Annotated in this window: 17 protein-coding genes and 3 pseudogenes; 12 read left to right on the plus strand and 8 right to left on the minus strand. The window is 57.9% G+C overall.

Features of this window, described 5'->3' with window-relative positions; genetic code table 11:
- Positions 1-3: 3 nt before the first annotated feature.
- From G9X67_RS21035 to G9X67_RS21045, 3 genes are read right to left on the minus strand one after another with little or no spacing between them, the layout of a single operon-like run.
- The gene (locus tag G9X67_RS21035; RefSeq protein ID WP_171599581.1) at positions 4-1,047 is read right to left on the minus strand and encodes a UDP-glucuronic acid decarboxylase family protein; all 1,044 of its coding nucleotides are present in this window, start codon (positions 1,045-1,047) and stop codon (positions 4-6) included.
- 45 nt (positions 1,048-1,092) lie between these two features.
- Positions 1,093-2,586 carry a sugar transferase gene (locus G9X67_RS21040; protein WP_138334194.1) on the minus strand — a complete coding sequence of 498 codons (1,494 nt, stop codon included), beginning with the start codon at positions 2,584-2,586 and terminating at the stop codon, positions 1,093-1,095.
- 7 nt (positions 2,587-2,593) lie between these two features.
- Positions 2,594-3,460 (minus strand): WecB/TagA/CpsF family glycosyltransferase, encoded by an 867-nt coding sequence (locus G9X67_RS21045; RefSeq protein ID WP_138334195.1) that lies wholly within the window; start codon positions 3,458-3,460, stop codon positions 2,594-2,596.
- Positions 3,461-3,695: 235 nt separating this feature from the next.
- Here G9X67_RS21045 and G9X67_RS21050 point away from each other — a divergent pair.
- A pseudogene (locus G9X67_RS21050) lies at positions 3,696-3,887 on the plus strand (transposase); the annotation flags it as partial.
- Between the two features lie 375 nt (positions 3,888-4,262).
- Here the strand turns inward: G9X67_RS21050 and G9X67_RS21055 are convergent.
- Positions 4,263-4,430: pseudogene (locus G9X67_RS21055) on the minus strand (IS6 family transposase); the annotation flags it as partial.
- 428 nt (positions 4,431-4,858) lie between these two features.
- Here G9X67_RS21055 and G9X67_RS21060 point away from each other — a divergent pair.
- Complete coding sequence (locus G9X67_RS21060; RefSeq protein WP_138334306.1) at positions 4,859-7,087, plus strand: choice-of-anchor Q domain-containing protein; 2,229 nt, start codon at positions 4,859-4,861, stop codon at positions 7,085-7,087.
- A 375-nt stretch (positions 7,088-7,462) separates the two neighbouring features.
- Here the strand turns inward: G9X67_RS21060 and G9X67_RS21065 are convergent, their stop codons facing one another.
- Both G9X67_RS21065 and G9X67_RS21070 read right to left on the minus strand, forming a co-directional pair.
- A complete protein-coding gene (locus G9X67_RS21065) occupies positions 7,463-9,592 on the minus strand; it encodes a right-handed parallel beta-helix repeat-containing protein (protein ID WP_138334197.1) in 2,130 nt (709 codons plus the stop codon).
- Positions 9,589-10,914: an O-antigen ligase family protein gene (locus G9X67_RS21070; RefSeq protein WP_171599582.1), complete on the minus strand. Its 1,326-nt coding sequence runs from the start codon at positions 10,912-10,914 to the stop codon at positions 9,589-9,591. Before G9X67_RS21070 ends, G9X67_RS21065 begins: the two co-directional genes overlap by 4 nt.
- Positions 10,915-11,523: 609 nt before the next feature.
- Between G9X67_RS21070 and G9X67_RS21075 the strand changes: the two genes are divergently transcribed.
- The 10 genes and pseudogenes from G9X67_RS21075 (at position 11,524) to G9X67_RS21120 (ending at position 22,829) form a co-directional block, all read left to right on the plus strand.
- Positions 11,524-12,474, plus strand: coding sequence for a glycosyltransferase (locus G9X67_RS21075; RefSeq protein WP_171599583.1), 951 nt, complete (start codon positions 11,524-11,526; stop codon positions 12,472-12,474).
- A complete protein-coding gene (locus G9X67_RS21080; RefSeq protein WP_171599584.1) occupies positions 12,471-13,571 on the plus strand; it encodes a glycosyltransferase family 4 protein in 1,101 nt (366 codons plus the stop codon). The genes G9X67_RS21075 and G9X67_RS21080 overlap by 4 nt, the downstream gene beginning before the upstream one ends.
- Positions 13,565-14,710, plus strand: a complete 1,146-nt coding sequence (locus G9X67_RS21085; RefSeq protein WP_171599585.1) for a glycosyltransferase family 4 protein — start codon at positions 13,565-13,567, stop codon at positions 14,708-14,710. The genes G9X67_RS21080 and G9X67_RS21085 overlap by 7 nt, the downstream gene beginning before the upstream one ends.
- Positions 14,707-16,914 (plus strand): polysaccharide biosynthesis tyrosine autokinase, encoded by a 2,208-nt coding sequence (locus G9X67_RS21090; RefSeq protein ID WP_171599586.1) that lies wholly within the window; start codon positions 14,707-14,709, stop codon positions 16,912-16,914. The genes G9X67_RS21085 and G9X67_RS21090 overlap by 4 nt, the downstream gene beginning before the upstream one ends.
- A 39-nt stretch (positions 16,915-16,953) precedes the next feature.
- On the plus strand, positions 16,954-18,057 hold the full coding sequence (gene gmd, locus G9X67_RS21095) for a GDP-mannose 4,6-dehydratase (protein WP_138334206.1): 1,104 nt from the start codon (positions 16,954-16,956) through the stop codon (positions 18,055-18,057).
- A complete protein-coding gene (locus tag G9X67_RS21100) occupies positions 18,050-19,120 on the plus strand; it encodes a GDP-L-fucose synthase (protein ID WP_062941765.1) in 1,071 nt (356 codons plus the stop codon). Before gmd ends, G9X67_RS21100 begins: the two co-directional genes overlap by 8 nt.
- 74 nt (positions 19,121-19,194) lie before the next feature.
- A pseudogene (locus G9X67_RS21105) lies at positions 19,195-19,751 on the plus strand (IS630 family transposase); the annotation flags it as partial.
- 436 nt (positions 19,752-20,187) lie between these two features.
- Positions 20,188-20,664 (plus strand): heme-binding protein, encoded by a 477-nt coding sequence (locus tag G9X67_RS21110; protein ID WP_138334307.1) that lies wholly within the window; start codon positions 20,188-20,190, stop codon positions 20,662-20,664.
- Between the two features lie 46 nt (positions 20,665-20,710).
- Positions 20,711-21,493, plus strand: a complete 783-nt coding sequence (locus G9X67_RS21115; RefSeq protein ID WP_138334207.1) for a hypothetical protein — start codon at positions 20,711-20,713, stop codon at positions 21,491-21,493.
- Positions 21,494-21,635: 142 nt separating this feature from the next.
- On the plus strand, positions 21,636-22,829 hold the full coding sequence (locus tag G9X67_RS21120) for an MFS transporter (RefSeq protein ID WP_138334209.1): 1,194 nt from the start codon (positions 21,636-21,638) through the stop codon (positions 22,827-22,829).
- Here the strand turns inward: G9X67_RS21120 and G9X67_RS21125 are convergent.
- Positions 22,818-23,738, minus strand: coding sequence for a LysR family transcriptional regulator (locus G9X67_RS21125; protein WP_138334211.1), 921 nt, complete (start codon positions 23,736-23,738; stop codon positions 22,818-22,820). The two genes, G9X67_RS21120 and G9X67_RS21125, sit on opposite strands and share 12 nt — an antisense overlap.
- A gap of 95 nt (positions 23,739-23,833) precedes the next feature.
- Complete coding sequence (locus G9X67_RS21130; protein ID WP_138334212.1) at positions 23,834-24,016, minus strand: hypothetical protein; 183 nt, start codon at positions 24,014-24,016, stop codon at positions 23,834-23,836.
- Positions 24,017-24,041 lie beyond the last annotated feature (25 nt).

Below are 24,041 nucleotides of genomic sequence, written 5' to 3' on the forward strand. Positions count from 1 at the left end.
TCCCTATCGAATGGCTTCAGGAGCAGTGAGTTCGACGTTCGCGGACGCCAGATGCGGATAAGCCTCTTGCGAGGACTTGGCGCTGGGCCAGTTCCTTGCGCCGCCGGAAAGCTTCCACTCGAAATAAGCGATCGTTCTCTCAAGCCCCTCACGAAGGTTCACCTTCGGCTGCCAGCCCAGTTGTTGCGTTGCGCGGCTGATATCGGGCTTGCGCTGTGTCGGATCGTCAACTGGCAGATCCTTGAAGACGATGCCGGACTTCGATCCGGTCATTTCGACCACCATTTCCGCCAATTCACGGACCTGGAATTCTCCGGGGTTGCCGAGATTGATGGGCCCCGTGACCCCAGCGGGCGCGCCCATCAGACGGATAAAACCGTCGATCAGGTCGTTTACATAGCAGAACGATCGTGTTTGCCTGCCGTTGCCAAAGATGGTGATCGGCTCGTTTCGAAGCGCCTGAACGATGAAATTGGAGACGACACGGCCGTCATTGGTCTGCATGCGCGGACCGTAGGTATTGAAGATCCGCGCCACCCGGATTTCCACGCCATATTGACGATGATAGTCGAAGAACAGCGTCTCGGCGCACCGCTTGCCTTCGTCATAGCATGCCCGCGGTCCTATGGGATTGACGCTGCCTCGATACTCCTCGGGTTGAGGGTGGACTGCCGGATCGCCATAAACTTCGCTTGTGGATGCCTGGAAGATCTTCGCCTTGGTGCGTTTTGCCAAGCCGAGCATATTGATGGCCCCGTGTACATTGGTCTTCACGGTCTGCACGGGGTCGTGCTGATAGTGGACCGGAGATGCCGGACAGGCGAGGTTGTAAATCTCGTCGACCTCCACATAGAGCGGGAAGGTAATGTCATGGCGGAGCACCTCGAAGCGAGGATCGTCAAGAAGATGCAGCACATTGTCGCGCGAACCGGTGTAGTAATTGTCCACGCAGAGGACGTCATTGCCCTCTCGCAAAAGCCTTTCGCACAGGAATGATCCCAAAAACCCGGTGCCGCCGGTTACCATAATTCGCTTTTGTCCGTGCATTGGTATGCTCCGTTGTTGATGGTTGCCTCGCGGAAGCGAGGATGGTCAGTAGGCTCCCCTGCGTTTGAAGACCGCAGGGATTGTGCTGAGAATAATTTGGCAGTCGAACCACAGAGACCGGTTGTCGATGTAGAACTCGTCGAGTTGCTGCTGCAGTTCGATATCCGCATTGCTTCGTTCGGATATCTGCCAGAGGCCCGTCAGCCCCGGTGTTACCGAACGCCGCTTGTCACGAAATTCGCTATCCATCGCTGAGAGGTGATATTCTGGAAACGGACGCGGTCCGACGAAGGCCATATCCCCTGCAATGATGTTCACCAGTTGCGGGAGCTCGTCGATGCTCGAAGCGCGCAGCATATGTCCTATAACCGGAAGGATGCGCGGATCGTCCTTGAGCTTGAAGTGGCTCAACCACTCGGCGCGCATGTTAGGGTCGTCTCGGAATAGTGCTTCAAGGCGCTGTTCTGCATCCTGGTACATCGTCCTCAATTTCAGGACGTGCACCGGCTTACCGGACAGCCCTTCCCTGGTATGCCGGAAGAAGACGGGGCCTGGATCGATGGCATAGATTGCGGCCGCTGCAATCGCGATGAATGGCGCGACCACGATTGTTGCAGGGATGGCGATTGCGAGATCGAGGATCCGGCGAACCAGGTCCGAGTTCACTGAACTCCTACTGTTGGTGAGGCGAATACCGATTTCTCCGCCGACATCCGCAGGTCGCAATCCGCTTACCTTGAGGCTCGGCGTATCGGACAGCAAAATGACTTCGGCGAACTTCCGACGCATAGCCGCCAAATCGGGTGCAAGCGCGCCTCTGTCGCCCGCAATCACGGCAATGGATGGCCCGCCGTCGGGCAATGCCTCCAAACTATCGGGGGAAATGGCCTCCGGCCTGATGCCATACTGCCAGTGGTTCTTGAAATGGGCCACGAGAGCGGGAGTAAGGTTGCCTCCCCCTATGACAACCGCGCGCTCCCCCCAGACTCCAAGTTTCCAGCACAGGCCCTGTGCAAGCCAATGCACAAATGGCTGAACAATCAGCCCGAGAGCGAGGAACCCAATGACGGCAAGCAGCAGTCGTTCCCCCTCCGGCAGGATAATTGCTCCAAACGCCGCCAGGACAGCCACCTTGACGGCAGCTACAGTGCGCCGCCGCAGATGTTCGTGATCATGCAACCGATATCCAGGATAGAGGCCGGCCGATGCGTAAAGAATAATCGCGGCGAGTGCTGCGATCGTGAACGTACGCGCCGCCAGCGTGCCCTCCAAACCACTGGGGAAAAAGGACAGGACAACAAAATAAGCAACCAAATAGCTTGCAATGTCGCCGGCGACCAGCAAGGACGAAGTTGCAAGCCGAGGAAGCCGGCGCTGTAGTGCGGCGGGCATATTCAGCCCTGCCCGGTCAAAGGGATCGGCGGTCTTAGCTGCTATGGGCGGCACGGAACCTGCCGCAATCGCCCGCGAGGTCATGTCATTTGATGTGGCTGCCTTCGACGGACCCGGTGTCATTGCTGGCGACGCAAATAAGGACATGATGGCTTTACACCTTTACAGCTGCTGCTTTTGGCGCGCTTGATCCAAAAACCGCGTCTTCGATCGGAAACTTCCGAAGCCCCAGTCTCTGGAATGCCGTCAGTGAGATGAAGGTCGGCACGACGACCGCATAGCGCCGCCACAGCCGTCGCGGCTCGCATAAAAGACGAAACGCCCATTCGAAGCCGCTTCTTTGAATGAACCTTGGAGCCTGCCGCTTGAGGCCGGCGTGGAAATCGAATGCGGCTCCGACACCGATGAGCATCGATGCTTCCAGACGATCGCGCATGTGCGCCATCCAGAGTTCCTGCTTGGGACTGCTCAGCCCGACCCAGATGATATCGGCGCCCGATCGATTGAGCTGGTCAGCAATCTCCGTTTCCTCCCGCGTCGACAGTTTGCGAAAAGGTGGCGCATAGGAGCCGACGATCCGTGCTTGCGGAAATTTTGCGAGAAGGCGCGCCTGCAGCTGTTCGAGCGTTTCGGCCGTTGCGCCATAAAGGAAGTGGCGCAAGCCCTTGGAGCTGCCGGCATCGAAAACGGATAACATCAGGTCAGGTCCATAGACCCTATCGCTTTCAGCATGACCGGCACGCTTCAATGCCCATACCAACGGCATGCCATCGGGTGTTACGAGGAAAGCCCGGTTATGTATCGACCGGAGCTCGGGATCATCTTGACACCGGACCACACCGTGCGCGTCGCGAACGCACACATATTCCTTCCTGCCGTCTTCGATCGCTTTTTGAATAAATCCAGTCGCGCTTTTGAGATTAACTGCCGAAATGCGAACACCAAGGACATTAATACATTCCAAAGAACTCGTTTGATTGAGAACTGAATCTTGGCTTCCGTCTGCTGATTGCTTTCTCATGACCTACGCTTTCGCGATCTAAACTGTCATCAGAATATGCTGCCAAGACGATTGCCTCCATACTTGCAGCTCTAACTATTGGACGTAGAAGAGACTTCATGTTTCTACGTCTTACGCCGAGATCGGTTACATATTCGAAGTAAGGCAACGTACCCCCACTGCTTGCCAGGCTGCTCTTTTTGATGAGCGCTGTCCCGAAAGAGCGGTTTGATCTCGGCAAAGCCGAACGCAGCACGTCATCGCGCCAAAGCGCAACCGAAATGTGCAGCGCGCCCACGACGCAGACCTCTACAAGGAGCGCAATCGCATCGAGCGCTTCTTCAGCAAGCTCAAACAGTTTCGACGCGCCGCAACCCCATACGACAAACTGCTCGTGAACGTCATGGGATTGGCCAAGCTCGCCGCAATCGCAATGTGGCTCAAATAGTTAAATCGTCGCCACGCTCTAGGGAGGCAAAGCGTCCGCTACCATTGATCTTCTACCGGGACTGCCGGATGCAGAGCAAGATCGAAGCGGCGGCCATCACCGTTGCCATCCGAGTTAAACAGTTGTCCCCATCCGTTTACTGCGACCGGGGCAACTCATAGGTCTGCGGCAACCGTCGATATGCTTCTTTACAACGCGGCGAGAAAAACCAGGGACCCTGCGGGGCGGCCCGCTTATGAGATGAATATGGTGCATGCATCTTGCACACCGGATCGATCCAAGCCGGGTCAGCCGACGGAGCAAGCCGGATTCCATAGAGAGGGACTTCCCAGGCCACCGATCTAAGCGCCACCGTTCCGAGGTCTCGCACCAGCGGCCGAACTTGATCGCCCACTCAGACACGGTCTGGAACGAGACATCGATTCCACGCTCGGCAAGCAGATTGTCGACATAAGGCAGGCCCAGCGGAAACGGAAAGTGTAGTCACACCGCATGCCCGATGATCTCGGCGGGAAAGCGGTGGCGCTTGAAATGCTGGGCAATGGGTTGGTCGAATCGCTACGGTCGACCTCACATTGCCATCTCGATCAGCACCAATCGTAAGGCGATACTGCCCAAAATTGCCGAATTCTGAAAAAAATGTCGATTCCGCATTTGGCGGGGACAATCCAGCCACGCCCATCAGGATTTTCTAAAGTTTTCAATGGATGCATGTCGCCATGGTTGTAGAAAGAATAACTCGCGGCAAGCGAGATATTAAAGCTGCCACATTTTGGGCGACTCGAAATTCACCAAATATTTCAAAACGTAACTTTGGATCGATTAAGATATTGTGGCAGCAATAAGGCTATGCTTCTCAAGCACTTACTGTTGCGTTGCTGTTGCGCCCTCCAGAATGTCGCCCTATAACCTGCCGCCGTAACGCAGGATTAACCGCAAATATTAACGGGCGGGGGTTGAGGAACAAGACCATGACAACATACTACGTAGCAACGACTGGCAGCAACGGTGGTAACGGCAGTACCTCCTCTCCTTTCCGCACGATCGGCGACGCGATGGCGTCGAACCTTAAGCCCGGCGACGAGGTCGTGGTGAAGGCGGGGACCTACAACGAGGCTATTAACATCGACAAAGACGGCTCGGCGGCAGCCGACATCACACTGCGCTCGGAAGTGCCCGGCGGGGCGCTGATCCGGCCGCCCGCGGGCTCGTGGAACGCGATCAGTGTCAACGCCAACTACGTGACAATCGACGGCTTTGACATCGGCGGCGCCAAAGGCGACGGCATCGAAGCGAACAATGTCCACCACATCTCAGTTCTCAACAACAAGGTCCACGGCAGCGGGGAGTCGGGCATTCAGTTCAACTGGTCGGACTTCATTCGCATCGAAGGGAACGAGACCTACAATAACGCGTCGACGGGCTGGTTCTCGGGCATCTCGATCTACCAGAACCGGAACATCACCGGCGATACCTCGACCGACGGCTACCGGACGATCGTTCGGGACAACATCTCGCACGACAACGTCACGAAGTCGGGTGCGCACACCGACGGCAACGGCATCATCATCGACGATTTCCAGAGCACGCAGACGAGCGGTCATCCGAACTACACGTTCAAGACCCTGGTCGACAATAACCTCGTCTACGAGAACGGCGGCAAAGGCATCCAGGTTACCTGGAGCGACTCCGTCACGGTGAAAAACAACACCGCATACCACAACAATCAGGACCCGGCGAACAGCGGCACCTGGCGCGGCGAGCTCAGCAATTCGGCGTCGAGCAACAACACCTGGGTCAACAACATCGCCGTGGCGGACCCATCGCTGAACAAGAACAACACCGCGATCGATAACACGTCGACCGACAGCTACAAGAACACTAACGTCGTCTGGGCCAACAACATCACCTACAACGGCACGGCCGGTCAGGCATCGGTCAAGACCGACGGCGGCAACGCGATGCCGAGCGCGGCGAACGGCAACAAGCTCGGCATCGACCCGAAGTTCGCGGGGGCAGCGAGCGACAACTTCCACCTCGGCTCCGGCTCGTCGGCGATCGACAGCGGAACCAGCAAGTACGGCGTCGGCTCGGTCGATCTGGACGGCCACGCTCGCGTCGTTGGAACTGTCGACATGGGTGCCTACGAATCGGGCTCCAGCTCGACACCGGGAACGCCAACTACGCCGACGAACCCAGGAACGCCAACCACGCCGACGCAACCGGGAACGCCAACCACACCGACGAAGGTATTCACCGGCACCAACGGCAACGACATCCTGCCACACACCGGTCAGTCCAACGGCGGCAACGAAACCTTCAAGGGTCTCGGCGGCAGTGACGTGTTGAAGGGCGGCGCCGGCGCGGACGTGCTCGACGGCGGCAGCGGCAACGACACGGCCAGCTATGCGGGCTCCGGCGCGGTCAGCGTCAATTTGGCGACCAAGGCCGCATCGGGCGGGCAGGCCGCCGGTGACAAGATCGCCAGCGTCGAAAACTTGACTGGCTCCAGCTACAACGACGTGCTGACCGGCGGCAATGGCGGCAGCAACGTTCTCAATGGCGGGGCTGGCGCGGACAAGCTCAGCGGCGGCGCCGGCGGGGACGTCCTCAATGGTGGTGCCGACAACGACACGGCCGGCTATGCGGGCTCCGGCGGGGTCAACGTCAACTTGGCGACTGGGGCGGCAACGGGCGGCCATGCCGCCGGTGACAAGTTCGTCAGCATCGAAAACTTGACTGGCTCCAGCTACAACGACGTGCTGACCGGAAATAGCGGCAGCAACATTCTCGATGGCGGGGCCGGCGCGGACAAGCTGAACGGCGGACTCGGCAACGACAAGCTGTTCGGAAAAGCCGGCGCAGACATTCTGACCGGCGGCGGCGGCGGCGATACCTTCGTCTTCAATGTGAAGCCCGACAATATCAGCGTCGACCACATCCGGGATTTTTCCTCCGCGGCGGGCGACAAGCTGATGCTCGATCATTCGATTTTCACCACGCTCAGCCTATCCAAATTTTCGGACGAGAATTTCGTTCTGGGAACGAAGGCGCTCGAGGCCGATGACAAGCTGATCTACGATAAGGCCAGCGGCCATCTATCCTATGACGCGGATGGAAGCGCAGCGGGCGCGGCCGTCCATGTCGCGGATCTCGATAATTCCGCAGCACTTCACTTCAAAGATTTCCTGCTTGTCTAACCGGCTCGGCCCGTCGCCTTTCAGGCGGCGGGCCTACAGCGTCACGAGCAGTCGTGTCTCTCCTCTTGCCCGCACGAAAACCCGGCCACATTCTCCGTTGACGCCACTCAGGCCGCAACGGAGAAGCCTTTGCCCTCGATCGCCTAGATTGCCCATTTCATCGCCGCGGCATTTCTGACCAACGGCATTCCACATTTCGTCACCGGCAGGAAGTTCTGCATCCCCTTCGCGCAAGGGGCAAAGCTCGGCTCACCGACGGCGAATGTCGTCTGGGCCTGCGCGAATTTCCTCATCGCCTTCCCAAGCCGCTCGGGCAGATCTCGCCAGTGACTACCGGAACGCCCCGGGAACACCGCTCGTCGTATCGCCCTTTCGTTACTCGGGCCGCGCGACTACGCTTTCGGTGTCCGCCCCAGCCTTCTGAAGATCCTGTAAACTGCCAAATTCTCCCGAAGGCATGATCCCGGGATGTATTCGGAAGCTCTTGTCGTTCAAATTGCCGGCGTAGCGGTTATTCGCGAACTGCACGTATCCAGGCCCATGGTCAGGAGCGTAGACATAGGCTGCAAGCCCGTTGCTACCGTCGATCGACACGATATTGCTCTCGATACGATTAGGACGTGCCCATGACGGACGCCAACCCCTGCCCGTACCGTCATCAACGCGAAAAGCCGCGCCCGATCCGTGCGTGATAACGTTTCCGGTCACCAAGTTGCTCCAGCCGCCGTTGATGCCGATCGCCGATATATTGTCCGACAGCGTATTTCCTTCGATGCGCACACCACTGGCCTTGCCATCGGTGTAGATCGCCCAGCTGATGGGAGTCGGCCATTCATTGATATTTTCATATCCGGGAGGCCAAAACGTCCCATCGGCCCTGTTCATGAGTTGACCTGTCCCGGTGACCAGATTGTAGCGGATGCTGCTGTTCAGGAGGTCTGCCTGCTCGCCCATCAGCTTGATGGCACCGCCATCTGCCGTCTGCTGATTGGCATTGCGGATTTCGTTATGTTCGATGACTGCGTCGTGGACGGCGTCTTGTGCTCCCCACAGTGAGCCGCCGGCGATACCGAACTGCGCAGTATTTTCGACCAGGTTATGAGCGATCCTGATACTGTCGGTCGCCTGGAACCATATCCCCGCGGTTTCAAAGTAGACCCTTCCAATGTCATGAATATGGTTCGACAGGATTATGGCACCGTCGGATTTGCCGAAGCTGCCATAGGTCGTGCCAACGTAAATCCCGTTGCCAGCCACATCTCCAATCACGTTGCCGGCAATCAAGACATCTTTGCTCTCGGAAACATGGATGCCGACGCCGACATTGTCGATGGAGTTGCCGAGCAGCCGAACACCGTCCGAGTGATCGAGCCGTATGGCCCCAAAGCTTCTGGTGTCGGTACCGAACTTGCCGCTGCCCTGCGGATCCCCATCCCGAAACTGGAGCCCCGATACAACCATCCCGTCGGCCCCATCCAGCCTGAAGAAGGTCGGCAGGATGCCGGCGACAGCCGTAGAACTGGTTGGTAGTCCATCGGTGGGGATATAATCGAGTTGACTCTTGGCGCGGTCATACCACCACTCCCCGGGCGCATCGAGCAGCGCCGCCGCCCCGGTCAAAAAGTAGCGGCTGCCTTCTGCGGTGAAGAAATAGCCGGTGCCTTGGGTATTTATCGCCCGGTTCGCGGTGTCGATTGAAACCACTGGGAGGGTGTCACTGCCCCACTGGCTGCCGGGGTGAAAACCACCGACGATGTGGGCGACAAGGCCTGCTGCATTTTTTGAGATCGGAAGATCGCCGGCATGGAAACAAAAGCGCGTGTTACCATGCCATAGATCGTCGTCCTGCGTGCACTTAGCCGCGAAAAGCCATCCTTTGCGCGGGTCTCCATCGAGTGGAGCGTTGGGAAAGCGAGCCTGCGTCTGGCGCGCGCCGCTGACGAAGAGATCGCCCACATCCCGGCCCGCAGGCAGCTTCAGTGACGCCTTCCAGCGACCATCGGCCTGCGCCGTCCAATTGCGCACAATCGGGCCGCCGTGCAGAACTGGCGCCTCGTTGCATCTCGCCGCGATGATCAGGCCCGCATCGCGAGCATCGAAGACTATCGGTTCAGCGAGATAGTAATCCCCATTGCCCATTGCGATCGTATTCTGGCCGCCCTTCTGGCGCGCAGCATCCCGCGCTCTTTCAATACTGGCAAAAGGACCGTCCGTACGCCGAGAATTTGCTTTAGGAAGGTGCCCGCTCCAGGTGTCTTTGCCATCGGGAGAGACATAGAATACTGCCCGGGCCGCGGGTGCTCCGGTCAATATGTTGCTCAGTGAAGTCCCCTTCAGCTTGTCCGAAAAGGTCGCCGGCGAGGCTTCCGCGCAGGTTGCCTCCCTGACCGCCGTCCGCAGCCTGTCGGGCGCATCTGCGTCCGGGCTCACCGAGGCCAGCTCGCTCGGCTGCGGAAAGAGCATCGCAAGCAAAATGCTCAAGATCGGTGCGAAGCGCAGCCTCATGAGATTTGCAGCTCCGCCGTTCTGCTGCGGGCCCGTACTCGCAATTGCCGGCCGGGGGCCGTCGAAGTAACAACAGGCTCATATAGAGAGAACATGATGATGGCTGTTGTGAACAGAATGAAAATCGCGTCATTCTGGATCAGGAATATTGTCTCGGTCAGGTTCATCACCAAAATCACAACCGTGAAGACGTTCAGCCAGAGCCAGCCATAATGCGGGTCCCCGCATTGGAGGGCCGCCCCTTGGCGGAGTGCCTGCAAAAGCATCAGAGCGAACAAAGTCATTCCGCTTATTCCGAAGCTCAGCAGCGTATCGCGGAATCCATTATGGGCGTGAGGAGCCATCCATTGGATCTTTGACCAGATAATCCAGGCTTCGGGATTCGCTTCTGTCCAAAACGCTTGGTAGCCGAAGCCGAGCAGCAGATGATCGGCGATCTGGCCATCGACCAGCTCCCACAAGGGCACTCGGCCCGTCAAAGTGGCATCCTTGCCAAGCGCCTCAAGGAATGGGACCAGGAATTCGTGAAGCAAAAGGAGGATCCCGACGAACATTTGAAAGAAAAACAGGATGAAGACGATGCGACCGATGCCACGGATTCGCTGCAACATGGAGTAGAACCCGATCAGGCAATATGCCGATACCGTCGCAATTGTCGCGGTCATCGATCCGGAAAGGAAGAGACAAGCCCCGCCCGCCGCCAACAAGATCAAAGCGGTTCGCCGCAATCCTCGGTTGCTGTCCATTGCGACGGCGGTCGACACCAGTATCATCATGCCGGCGTACCAACCAAGGCTGTTCTTGTGGATGAATATGCCGCGCATCGCGCTGTCCGTGGGCATGCGAGCGAGCCCCGGTGATACTAGAAAAATCAACAGGCTGAGGACAATACATGTTCCGAAGGTCGCAAATGCAATGAGAAGCAACTGCCTCGGTGTAAAGCGTATCGCCAACACATAAGCCAGAAGTACGGTGAAGAGCAGGCCGATGGCACGCCTGAGAGTCGTCGACGGGCCAACCGACCAGAAGACAGACACGAAGGGCATGGCGACCATCAGCGGGACAAGCCAATTTCGCTTGAGCGCGGTGAGAAATTGCGGAAAATTTCGTGCCAGCATCAGCAATGTAAACCCGTATACGGGTAAACAAAGCAGACGCAACATAGACTTGGCATGATCGCTAAGGCCTCCGTCGGCATCCGCCAGCATGAGCGGGAAAAGCGCGCCTGTCTGAAGAAAAAGGCATAGGCCGGCGCCCCAGCACTCTGTCGCTCGCCAACTGACAGTCGGCCCATTCGCTATTCTAAGCGTATACGCTCTCATTACCGGTCCCGACCTGCTTGTACAGATGAGAGGCCGTTGATCGCGGCAATTTGGAAAGACATGGGTCCCCTTTCATAGCTGCGCTGCTTACCAACGAACAATCATCCCGCCACATCCCCGGTCAACCAACGCAAACGAAGGCGGGGCTAAGCCTAACGTCCATACCCACCATCCAAGGACGTTGTTTGGATTAAGCTTACGGTCTACCCCTCCCCCAAAAGTTGGTGCTGGGGCCTACGACATTGCCCATAAGAGGAGATGTCACCCGTGACCAATCACCGGTAGCTTGACGATGAAAGCATACCGCGAAACACGTCGCGCTGAGCCGCAGTTTCCGGTGAAGTGAGGCAATAATTCTGGCGCAGCCGGCTGTTGGCAGGTGACGCTTAGAAGGGTTGGGATTGCAATGGTTCTGCGTCATGGTCCTGGTTTTGTACGTTATATAAAGGGAGCGTCACGCGTTGCGGCGTTGTCGGCGGTGACCCTACCGGCTCAAGGCGAAATCCTGATCGAGCAGAACTCCTTCCATCAATTCGCGCTGCCAAACGCGCGAGCGTTCGCAACTCCGGCGCACCGACGTGTCGCCCAGCGACGCGCTTGAGGGGTGTCATGGAGCGGCCTACAATCAGCGTCCTTATCAATAACTACAACTACGGTCGCTTCGTTGCCCGGGCAATTGACAGCGCCTTGAGCCAACAGGCGTCCAATGTCGAGATAATCGTCGTCGACGACGGCTCGAGCGACCAGTCGCGCTCTGTTCTCGACGGCTATGACAAGCGGGTGAAGGTGCTCTTCCAGGAGAACCAGGGACAGGCCGCCGCCATAAATGCTGCTGTGAAGTTAAGCAGTGGCGACATCCTCTGTTTTCTCGATGCCGATGACTGGTGGGCGCCAGGCAAGCTGTCGGCAACCGCCGCTGCTTTCCACTCCAATCCTCAGGCATCGCTTGTCTATCACCGACTTCAGCCAACGCAGAACGATGGCTCACCAGCCTTCAGGCCGATCCCTCGGACCCTGTGTTCAGGAAATTTGTCGCCACGGCTCGCCAGATCGGCTGGTTGGTGGCCCTTCCCGATGACATCAGCCATCGCTGTAAGACGTAGCGCGTGGGATGCTGCAGGGGATATTCCCGAGCAGTTCCGCATGTCTGCCGATGCCTGGCTCACAGGCATCTATCCATTTCTGGGGAGCGTTGTCGCCTTGTCGGATTCACTCGGTTTCTATCGGATTCACAACAATAATTGGTATCGGCCAGTCGATGACGCCGCCATGCTGCGAAAGCGGATGGCCCATTGGCAGGCTACCGTTGAAGCGACGAACCGGTTTCTTTCCGCGCACGATCTGGCGGGAAGGCTGCGTCTGACTGATCACTATCCGTACCGGGTCGCCTCAGCCAAGCTGCAGGGCGCCGATACACGCACCCGGTTCAGCCTTGCTATGGAAGGGCTCTTTTTCGCCGGAGAACCAAACTTGCTGAGGCGGACGCGTGATGCATTGCGCACAGCCTACGACTTGCCTCGACTTGGTCAGGATGTCGGCGTGTCGGAGTCGGCGGGATGAAGGCACTGCTGCTGGTTTCCGAACTGGAAGACTACACCATCTCCTTCGCTAGCGGCGTTGCGCGACATGCGCACGTCGTCCTAGCGGTTCCGCGCAGGCGCTACGCACACCTTGCTTCATGGATCGATCCGGCTGTCGATCTGCACCTCATGGACTGGCCAAGGCACCGCTCGCTCTCCAATCCCTGGTTCCTGCACCAACTCACACGTCTTATCCGGCAGGAGCGGCCGAACGTCATTCACCTTCTGAGCAACTCGACGCTCTGGTTGAACTTCGCCGCGCCGTTCTGGCGTCCGATCCCGATCGTGACCACCGTCCATGACGTGGAAGTGCATCCCGGCGATTCCGACACCCGCACGCTGCCAGCCTGGGCTCCTCAATTGATGGTGCGGCAATCGGGTCATGTCGTCGTCCATGGCGAAGGGCTGAAACGAATGGTCCTCGAGCGATATTCAAAATCGCCTGATTGCGTCCATGTCCTGTCGCATCCCGCCATTCATCGCTACGCGGAGCTCGCTCGGCGGCACAAGATGGCGCGGCGCTGCGCAGATGGAACTTTGCGCGTTCTGCTTTTCGGACGGATTTTTGCTTACAAGGGATTGGAGCATCTGATCCGTGCCGAGGCGATGCTCAAGGACCTGCTCCCCAATCTACGCATCACGGTGGCAGGCCGCGGCGATGATCCGTGGATCTTCCAGCCCCTTATGGGGGACGCCGTCCGCTATGATATTCGCAACCGCTTTATCGAGGATATGGAGGTCGCCCAGCTCTTTCTGGATGCCGACATCGTTGTCCTTCCCTATACGGAAGCCTCTCAAAGCGGCGTCCTCAATCTTGCCGCGGCATTTGGCAAACCGGTTATCGTGACTGATGTCGGCGAATTGCGAGCCACCGTTCTGCCAAACGGACTGGGAATGGTGGTTCCACCGGGGGATGTGGAACAGCTCGCGATAGCCATACGGACACTGGCGGAAAACAGCGAGCTCAGAAGCAGCTTCGGGATCAACGCGCTCGCATGGGCTACAGGTCCGAATTCGCCTCAACAGGTCGGAGCACAGGCTGCGGCCGTTTATCGTAAGGTGATCGGGGCATGCTGATGAACGCGCTCACGGATGGGAATCGGGTAGCGACGCGCAACGCAGCAGCAACCGTCCGCCACTACGTCCCGGGTGGTTGCGAAAACGGTGGCGGAATTGGCAGGCTCGTCGGATATATATCGAACACGGCGAAGGAGGCCGGCGAAACACACCTCGTCACCGACACCAGAGGGCCTCGGTGGTCCTCAGTTGCGTCGCCTGTGCGCCTGCTCGGCGCCGTCTTGATGATGGCAAAGGATCGGATAGTTGCTCCGGCACGCATTCACCATATTCATGTCGCGGGTCGCGGCAGCACCGCAAGAAAACTGATCCTGACCGAGGCTGCCCGTCTCCTCGGATGCTCTCACATATTGCACCTGCACGACTACGACTACGCGACCGACTTTGCCGCACGCTCGCCACGTCAACAAATGCTTGTACGCCGGATGTTCCAACATGCCGACCAGGTCGTGGCACTGGGCCAGCGCGACCGCATCACGCTCACGACGCTTCTCGGCGTGGAAGAGCGCCGCGTAGTCGTCATCGGCAATTGTGTTCCCGACCCCGGGCCGCGCAATGTTCATGTCGGCGAGATGCCGTTGATCATATTTCTCGGCCGGCTGAGCGAACGTAAAGGCGTTCAGGAGCTTCTGCTTGCCTTAAGTCATCCGATCATGAAAGAACTCCGGTGGCGAGCCGTGCTGGCAGGCGACGGACCTGTGGAAGACTACCGGCGCCAGGCTGCCGCCATGGGGCTTTCAGATCTGGTGAAAATGCCGGGCTGGCTTGGCGCCGACGAGGCCCAAGCGCTGTGTACACGGGCAGATATCCTGGTCTTACCTTCGCATGCCGAGGGCTTGGCAATGGCTGTGGTCGAAGGGCTTGCCCATGGGCTCGCCGTCGTCACCACGCGCGTCGGCGCGCATGGCGAAGTCATCTCCGATGGTGAAACCGGCGTCTTCGTACCTGTCGGAGACAAGGATGCCCTGGCTGCGGCGCTGGCTAAGCTCGTCACCGACCCGAAAGTCCGCAACTATCTGTCGGCCAAGGCCCGTGCTCATTATCTCAACAATTTCAGTATGAAGGCTTACATGCGATCGCTGGACAAACTCTACGACGCTATCTCCGCGCAACCTCAAACAACGGCTGGTGAACGATGACTATTTCGACTGTGCCGCCAGACCGCAACCCCTCGCTCTCGTCGATGCGCTACGATCCCCGGCTTCAGGTAGAGACTCGTTCGGACGAAATTGATCTGACTTCAGGCCTGCGCCTTATCCGGCGACGGATGGTCATGATAATGGCCATCATCATGGTATTTATGGCGGTTGCCGCAACCGTGATTTCTGGATTGAAGCCGACTTATCATGCCGAGTCCCGGCTGATCATCCACACGCCTCTGGCGACAAAGCTCGGCACCGACGAGTCCGGCCGCAACGATCCGCTGGACGCCACATCTGAGACCGAACGGCTTCTTTCCAGAAGCATCGCAGAGCGGGTAATCCGCGACCTGCGGCTCAATGAATGGCCGGAATTCAATCCGGCGCTGCAAGAAATCTCGCCTATCGACAAGATCCGATCAATGCTGCGCGGTTGGGTCGATAGTGAAAAGCCGTCCTTGCCGATACGGGACAGCATCGAGCCGATAATCCCGAAGTACTACAAGGCCCTCCGCGTTTGGCGCGATGGCCAGGGTGACGTCATTCAGATCGGTTTCGATGCGAGCGACCCCGAACGGGCCGCTTCTGTCCCGAACCGGCTCATCAGCATCTACCTCGAAGAGCGCAAGGACAGCCTGCGTGGTCGAGTGGACGCAGCAGAAGAATGGCTTCTGCTGCGCATCGACGAACAGATGGGGCGCGCCAAGGCAGCACGCGATGCCGCCGACGTGTACCAGAAAACTACCGACGTTGCCTCAAATGACGACGATCAGGTTGAACAGATCAAGTCGATCATGGAGCTGGGCGAGCGGCGGACAAAAATCGAACAAGGCCGCGCTGAAGCGAGAGCAACGATATCCGCACTCGAAGCGGCCGACGACCCCTCGCTCGTCCTGCAGAATATGGTCATTCCCGACAGCATTGTTGCAATGCAACGCGAGCTTCGTGCGAAGGAGCAAGATCTCGAGCGCCTTCTTGAGACATATGGCAACACCGCCGAAGCCGTGGTCGACGCGCGCGCCAAGATCCTCAAAACTCGCACCGATCTCAGCCTTGCAACCGATCGATATCTCCAATCGATACACGCCAAGCTTGCGGCGCTCGATCATGAGGACGACGCAATCCGGTCGGCATTGGCGACTGCTCATGAGAAACGCACTCGCTCTGCCCTGGCGCAAACCGAGTTGGCCCGACTCCAGCGCATGGCTGACAAAGAGCAAACGGCGCTGGACAAGCTCGAGGAGCAGCGCCGTGGCCTGGCTGCGCAAGCCATGTTGCCGGGCGCGGAACTGGAAGTCTTGTCACCGGCCGCGGTGCCGCTGGCGCCGCAGGGACGCGGGCGGCTTTTCTATTTGATCGGCGCCCTTTTGGCTTCGATATCGATCGCGGTGACGGCCGCTTTCGTGGTCGAGATGTTGGACAATTCAGTCCGCAGCTTCGACCAGATGGCCGGAATGTCGCGCATCGTACCCGCCGGATTCATCCCACACCTGAAACGGAAAGACCGGAGAGATCCGTCGATGCTCTTCGGGAGCATCCAAGACGGGATGTTTGACGAAGCAATTCGCTCCGTCATGACTTCGCTCAAACAATCCAACGGCGGAAAGTTGCCCAACAGTATCGTTGTGACGTCGGCTCACAGCGGAGAGGGCAAGTCACTTGTCGCCAGATCCCTGGCAATCGATCTCGCCGCCAACGGAATTCCGGTGCTGCTTGTCGATGGCGACCTCAGACTCGGAAATCTCGACTCGTTTTTCAAATCAGAGCTAAAGCAGGGGTTGAACGAATTCCTGTGTGGACAGGCCGGAATGCGGGACATCATCCATCACCATCCAAGCGGCATCGACTTCATCCCGGCTGGCAATGCCGGTCTCCATCGGCGCGTTCGTTTGACTGATGCGGCTGACATCATCGCGAGGGCCGCCTCACTCGGCCAAATCGTCATCTTCGACAGCGCGCCGGTGCTCGCCTCGGCTGATACGATGCATCTGACAGCGTTAGCAGAACGAACGCTGGTGGTCGTAAAATGGGGAAAGACGAGCCGTCGCGCGGTAGAGTTTTGCCTACATCAGCTGAAGACCGCGCGCAACGCAGAGATTGCCGTTGCCATAAATAACGTCAATCCGAAACAACACGCCATGTACAACTTCAACGATTCAGAACTGTTTGTGAGCTCACTGAGGAAGTACCACGAGTACACATGAGTTCGAACAGCATGTCCGCCTGATTCTCCGAAATAAATTATGGAGACCGCATTGAAAAACGAAAATAAGGTTGCGCTGGTTACGGGTATAACTGGCCAGGACGGTGCGTATTTGGCCGAATTGCTCCTGGAGAAGGGCTATATTGTTCACGGCCTCAAGCGACGCTCATCGTCGTTCAACACCAGTCGCATCGAGCATCTATACGAGGATCCCCATGTCGAAAATCCTCGCTTTATTCTGCATTACGGGGACATGACCGATTCAACGAACCTCATCCGCGTCGTTCAGGAAACGCAGCCGGACGAAATCTATAATCTCGCCGCACAGAGCCACGTTCAAGTCTCTTTCGAGACGCCGGAATATACGGCTAACGCCGATGGAACCGGCACCCTTCGGCTCCTTGAAGCAATTCGCCTCCTGGGACTGACCAAGAAGACCCGCTTCTATCAAGCGTCCACCTCAGAGCTCTACGGCAAAGTTCAGGAAGTTCCGCAGAGCGAAACGACACCTTTCTACCCCCGATCCCCCTACGCGGCGGCCAAGCTCTACGCCTATTGGATTGTGGTCAATTATCGCGAGGCATATGGCATGCACGCCTCGAACGGCATTTTGTTCAATCACGAAAGCCCGATCCGCGGCGAAACATTCGTGACGCGCAAAATCACCCGGGCGGCGGCGGCGATCCATCTTGGACTGCAGGAAAGGCTCTATCTCGGCAACTTGGACGCCAAGCGCGACTGGGGACATGCACGAGAATATGTCCGTGGCATGTGGCTGATGCTGCAACAGGACGAACCGGAGGACTATGTCCTTGCGACCGGCGAAACGCACTCGGTTCGTTCCTTTGTCGACAAAGCCTTTGCCCAGGTGGGCATGCCGATTGATTGGCGTGGGAACGGGGTTGAGGAAAAGGGATACGATAAGACATCCGGCAAGTGTGTGGTGGAGATCGATCCAGCTTACTTCCGTCCGACCGAAGTTGATCTTCTGATTGGCGATCCGACGAAGGCGCACACGAAGCTTGGCTGGAAACATGAGACCAATCTTGATCAGCTGGTTGCGGAGATGGTTCGCGAGGATCTGAAACTCATGGCACGAAATGTTCCGTCGGTCGGTGTAACTAAAGGTTTTGCCTATGCCTGAGGTGATTTACAGCCTTGCCGGAAAGAGGGTCTATGTCGCCGGCCACCGCGGAATGGTGGGCTCTGCGATCGTGCGGCGTCTCGCTTCCGAGGGCTGCGAGATTTTGACGGCCACCCGCGCCGAGGTCGATCTCAGACGGCAGGAGCAGGTGGAGGCCTGGATGAGTAAGCATCGTCCCGATGCTGTCTTCCTGGCTGCTGCGAGGGTCGGCGGTATTCTCGCGAATGCTACCTATCCGGCCGACTTCCTTTACGACAACTTGATTCTCCAGGCGAACGTCATCCACGCCGCCCATAGAACTCAAGTCGAAAAACTGATGTTTCTGGGCTCGTCCTGCATCTATCCGAAATTCGCCGATCAGCCGATCGTTGAGGACTCACTTCTGACCGGATCGCTTGAGCCCACGAATGAATGGTATGCGATCGCCAAAATTGCCGGATTAAAGCTCTGCCAAGCCTATCGCAAACAGCACGGTAGAGATTTCATCTCGGCCATGCCTACCAATCTTTACGGTCCAGGCGACAATTTTGACCTCGGGTCAAGCCATGTCATGCCAGCGCTCATACGCAAGACACATGAGGCCAAGGTCAACCAGCAACAAGAGATATGCGTCTGGGGTACCGGCACGCCGCGGCGCGAATTCCTGCATGTTGACGATTGCGCCGACGCCTGCGTCCATCTCATGAAGACCTATTCCGCCGAAAGTCATGTGAACGTAGGTTGTGGCGAAGACATTACCATCCTCGAATTGGCATACCTCGTCTCCGAGATCGTTGGTTTCGAAGGCAAGATCACGCGCGACCTCACCAAGCCAGATGGCACGCCACGTAAACTCCTGAGCGTCGACAAGCTTCGCACTCTCGGCTGGTCTCCTAAGATAGGTCTGAAGGAGGGTATCGCAGATGCCTATCGCTCCTTCCTTGATGGCCATCATCTCGAACGCAGCGACAGAGCTACGTCCGGCGACTTGATCGGTCAAAGCGACATCAGTTTCGAGAAAGCGAAGGGTTCGGCGCCGCATGCGCCCACGCTCTCGACCGTTGCGCATCATCCCTCGCCATAGGGAATTTGCACGAGGGATAACAGGGTTTTGTCTCGGGGGGACGCATATGCTGGGACGGCGTTACTGACGCTAGAGCGCGCGGGATCGCCGTCTCCCACAACACGGTGTGGCAGTTCCACAGGCGCGAAGGACTGCGCTTCAAAAAAAACTGTTGGCGCTTGAGCAGGCTCGTGCCGATATCGCCCACAAGCGTCGGCGCTGGAAAGGATGGCAGGCTCGCCTCGATCCGGAACGGCTGGTCTTTATCGATGAAACCTGGATCAAGACGAATATGGCCCAGCTCTATGGCTGGGGACCGAAAGGCAAGCGCCTGCGCGGCTTTGCTCCGCATGGGCATTGGCGTACGCTGACATTCTTGGGAGCGTTGCGGTGCGATCGGCTCACCGCCCCTTGCGTCTTCGATGCCCCGATCAACGGGCAATGCTTTCGCGCCTACGTCGAGCAGCAGCTCGTTCCAGTGCTCCGGCCCGGCGACATCGTCGTCATGGACAATCTCGGCAGTCACAAGTCGGCGGTCGTACGCCAGCTCGTCCGCGCGGCTGGCGCCAAGCTCTGGTTCCTGCCGCCCTATTCACCCGATCTCAATCCGATCGAACAGGCCTTTGCCAAAATCACCTGGATGCGCCACGCTTAGAAACGATAGTTGTCGTCAACGTTGTCTCGGACTGTGGCCTCATCAAAAAAGCTAAACGCCATGGCATTGCTTCTGTGCACCTCTGCACGGGATATTGCCTTTCAACGCCAGCTTCGAAGAGGTTCGCAGCTGTCCGTAAGCGTCGCTTCCCTGCACACGGATTGGAATTTTGTCGTACATGTTCGCCCGGCAGACGCGGCAGCTTCATTCGCCATTCTGCTACCTCAAATCGCTTTTGCCGAAATTCGGTCCGCCAATTCTTAGGTATGGCCTAATAGTCCATTTCAGTCTTCGACATTCAGAACGCCCGTCGCCGGGCGTAATTCTGGGTTCAAGACCAGCGGTAGACGAACCCAGACTTCTCATCCTGCTCGGCCTTCCGGAACCGGGCAAAACGCGGGCCGATCAAAGCGAAGAACGAAAGGATATACCCATGTCGATTTCCAACTGGACTGTCGCTGCTGCGATTGGCCTTCTTTCCATGTCTTCCCTGGCCCACGCCGAGGATGAACCGAAGTACGGCACAGACATTTCCGTCGATACCGCGAAAGTCATCGCCGCCGCTGCGGTCAAAGAATGTGCGGCTCACAAATGGCCAATGGCTATTGCCGTGACCGACACGCATGGCGCACTTGTCTACTACGAAAAAATGGACGACACCGAACTCGGCAGCGCACAGGCGGCTCAAGAAAAGGCTGCCGCAGCCGCTCTCTACAAGCGCCCGACCCGCGCCTTCTATGATGTAACCGCAAAGGCCGGTCCGTTCATGCTGACGATGCCCGGCGTCCTCGCCGCTCCTGGTGCTTGGCCGGTAGTCAGCGACGGCAAGATCATCGGCGCGATGGCTGCCAGCGGCGGCACCGGCGACCAGGACGACGTCTGCGCAAAGGCTGGCCTCGCTGCGATGTAAGTCGCCGCCGCGCCGAAAATTCCTTCTCAATCAAAGGAAAGATATCATGTTCAAGGCTCATCACTTGGATGTGGCATTGGTTCTCGCTGCTCTGGCAGCCCCGATCATGTCGATGCTGCCAATGCCTACAGCCGCCGAAGCCGCAGAAACGTTCAGCGGAAGCAACACCGACATTCGTACGATCCTCGCCTATAAGGCGTCGGATGCCGCACTTCGAAAGTTCGTGCCGGAAGGCTGGGAACTGAGCACTTTCAAAGAAGGCCCCTCCGCAGGCGCAAATCTACAGGTCGAGTTCGTCGACCAGCTTTTCGCCGTTGGAGCCGACGGCAAAGTTGGTGCACCCTATCGGTACGTGCTCTTCGGGTTCCCGATCCATCACAAGGGCAGCGACCAAGATGTCCTTATGCTGTTCGACGGACTCTCCCGTGGTGGCGCTGGTCCCTATGGAATTGCTGAACAGGCAACGGACAACGTTTATCGCTCCGTCCAGTACAGCTCTGCGCCAACCATGGTGAAAGAGGCCTGGACCTTCGAAGGCGGTGGCGAGATGGTTTCGCTGGAGACCGAATTCGAGCGCGGTCCGCTGAACGCGGAGAAAGCTGAAAGCCACGTTTACTCGCAGCTGAAGCCGAGCTTCTCGCGCATCTACCGTTACAATGAAGCCGCCGACGTGGTTCAGGCAGCGGGCTCGAAGAGCGATCGTCTTCATTCCTACACCTTCAAAGCAACCGGCGGCAAACTCGCCACGGTCTTTGACGGCTCGGAGAGCTTGATCTCGGTCACGTCACTCCCTGCCTACTCCCGAGACATTTTCGTCCCTACGCCATGACGAAAATGGTGGCGGTCCAATCCCGTACGTCAGTTTCGCTTCCCTAGAACACTGACGCGACCGCTTTAAGACCCGCAGGCCGACAATACCCCATGTCCGGCCTGCGGCCAAACCTGCCTCCAACCATGGACAAGAAGACCCCATGACCCACCATCGTCAAAAATTTCGGACGCTTGCGGCAGAAGCGGCAATGATCCTTGGCGGCTTCATCTTCGGGACATCGGAATTTGCGGCAATGGGTCTCCTTCCCGAAATGGCGAAGGCAAACGGTGTGGCCGTCGATGTCGCTGGAGCCTCCGTCACGTCTTATGCCCTGGGTGTGGTCTTCGGCGCTCCCCTGATCGCAATCGTCTCGGCCCGGACGCCGAGACACTTATCTATCCTGGTACTCCTCGCCATTGGCGCCGTCGGGAACATCCTGACCTCCCTGACCGGAAATTTCCCCATGCTCATCGTTGCTCGGTTCGTTTCCGGACTGCCGCACGGGGCATATTTTGGCATAGCTGCGCTGATCGCGGCAGCAATGGCTGGGCATGGCAGACGGGCACAGGCTGTAGCTCGCGTCATGATGGGACTGAGTGTCGCCAACCTCTTTGGATCGCCGATCGCCACTTTCATTGGCGAAAGCACAAGCTGGCGAATTCCCTATTTCCTTCTCGGAGCGGTTGCCCTGGCAGCGGCCTTGGGATGTCACCTAGCGATACCGAAGATGCCCGCTGCTGAAGGTTCCGGCGCAGCCAAGGAAATGGGCGCTCTGGCAAGGCCACAGGTTTGGTTGACGTTTGCGATCGGCTCCCTTGGCCTGTCTGGTCTTTTCGCAGTCTACACGTACCTCGTGCCGACCTTGATCTCGGTGACTGGGATTGGTGAGCAGAAGGCGCCGCTGTTTCTCGTCATCATCGGCTGCGGAATGGTTGTCGGCAATTTCTTCGGAGGCTGGTTGGCAGATAAGGGCGTCATGCGAGCGATTGGGCTTCTGTTGACCTTGAATGTCATCACTTTTGCCCTGTTTCTGGTCAGCGTTCACAGCGCCGTTTTGATTGCCGTTGCTGCATTTCTTGCAGGATTTTCTGCCCTTGCCCTCGTCGCCCCGTTGCAGGCGCGACTGATGGATGTGGCCGGACACGCTCAAAGCCTGGGTGCGATGCTTAATGGCTGCGCGATCAACGTTGCCAATGCAGTTGGAGCAGCGCTTGGAGGAGTGCTCATCACGACGAAATTTGGGCCTGCATCGACAGGTGTTGTGGGTGTCGGTCTCGGTATTGCGGCCTTGGTTGTGTTTTCGATCTCGCTCAAAATTGAGCGGCACCATCACAAATGGCTGTCATTGGGCTAGCAACCAGCCGGGGCCTGGTTTGTTCTCCCGCATGAAGCTGATGAAAGCACTGAGGGCGGCAGGCATCTGCCGTTTGCTTGGGTAAAACAGGTAAATACCCGAGACCCAGGAGCTCCAACCATCGAGAACCCGGACAAGCTCGCCAGTGGCGAGCGCATCCTTTACCAGCACCTTCGGGACCAGACCGATTCCACCTCCGCCACAAATGGCTGAGGCCAGGACACGAAGGTCGTTTGCCACGAAATGCATACCGGTCGCCGGTTCAGCTTTCTCATCGCCGCTCGTCAGTACCCAAGGGCGAACAATTCCGTCCCAGGAGGACCGCAAGCGGATGCACCAATGTTCGCCCAGCTCGGACGGCGTGGCAGGAGCCACCCGATTTCGGAGATAGTCGGGCGATGCCATCAAAACCTCTTCGAATGAATCGACGAGCCGAACGGCGACCATGTCCTTTTCTATCCGCTCTCCAACTTGGATCCCCGCGTCAATTCGGTTTTCAACGAGATCGACGTGAAGATCGTCAACCAGCATTTCAACTTCGATATCCGGATGGGTAGACAAGAACTGGCCGATCAGTGGCGCTGCAAGCAGTGTCGCAGCAGTTCGCGAACCAATGATCCGAAGGCGTCCGCCGGTCTCACTGCGGAAGCGGTTTAGGCCGTCCAGCGCCACATCAAGGCTTTCGAGCAGCGGCTCCAATGATTTCAGGAACTCGTCTCCCGCATCCGTCAGCGAGACGCTGCGGGTGGTTCGTGTCAGAAGGCGGACGCCGAGCTTCTCTTCAAGGCCGCGTAGAGTTTGACTAAAAGTCGGGACCGAGACGCCCACATTCGCGGCAGCCCGCGTGAAGTTGAGCTGGCGTGCCACTTCTACAAAAGCCACCAGCTCCCGCATTTCAGGTCTATGCATAGAGCAGACCCCTGTCCTTCGTGATCAAGACACGTTGCCCGAGAGCCTGAGCAGTGTCATCCCGTTCGCTTGTGGCCTATGGCCGTCGCGGAAACTCAGCGCTTGTTGCGCAGGATGCTCTTTATGCGCTCTTCAATTTCGTCAGATGTGCGATGCGGATACTGTTGATGTAAGGACTCTGCGATCCTTCTCAGTTCAGAGGGGTCGCGGCTATTTAGTTTCCGATCAACGCCTACGATGGCGTATACGGCGATCAACAGATCCTGGTCGGTCGTCATCGAAAGCTTTCTGGGAAGGCATAGA

Source organism: Rhizobium sp. WYCCWR 11152 (assembly GCF_013087615.1).
Classification (GTDB): Bacteria; Pseudomonadota; Alphaproteobacteria; order Rhizobiales; family Rhizobiaceae; genus Rhizobium; species Rhizobium indicum.